Raw genomic sequence first — 373 nt, 5'->3', positions numbered from 1 at the left:
CCCTGGATTTCCATCGCCGACACACCGTTGTAGCGCTCGAGTTTCGGCGAACCGTACGTCCAGTGACCGGTCGCGAACGCGCTGAACGGCACCATCCCGCCCGACCCGTTGCGCACGTACCAGATGTTCAGGTCTTCCGGCGTCATCCGGAACGGTGCGTCCGCCTGTACGTACACGCGCTTGATCCGGCCGTCGGTATCCAGGAAGTTGTTCACGTACTGCGACGCCCATGCGATCGAGAACGTCTGGTCGATCGCCGATGCCGTCACGCCGAGCGCGTTCGCCTTCTCGCGATCGATGTCGACCTTGTACTGCGGCGTATCGTTCAGGCCGTTCGGACGCACGCCCTGCAGCGTCGGATCCTTCGAGGCCA

Annotated in this window: 1 protein-coding gene; it reads right to left on the bottom strand. The window is 63.5% G+C overall.

All coding sequences use genetic code 11. The annotated features are described in order from the left end of the window. Positions 1–373, bottom strand: a 373-nt coding sequence (locus tag HWX36_RS36745; protein WP_175958583.1) for an efflux RND transporter permease subunit, incomplete at both ends; no start/stop codon positions are given.

Source organism: Burkholderia sp. BCC0405, assembly GCF_902833075.1.
Classification (GTDB): domain Bacteria; phylum Pseudomonadota; class Gammaproteobacteria; order Burkholderiales; family Burkholderiaceae; genus Burkholderia.
This window is presented reverse-complemented; position numbering and strand designations above follow the sequence as displayed.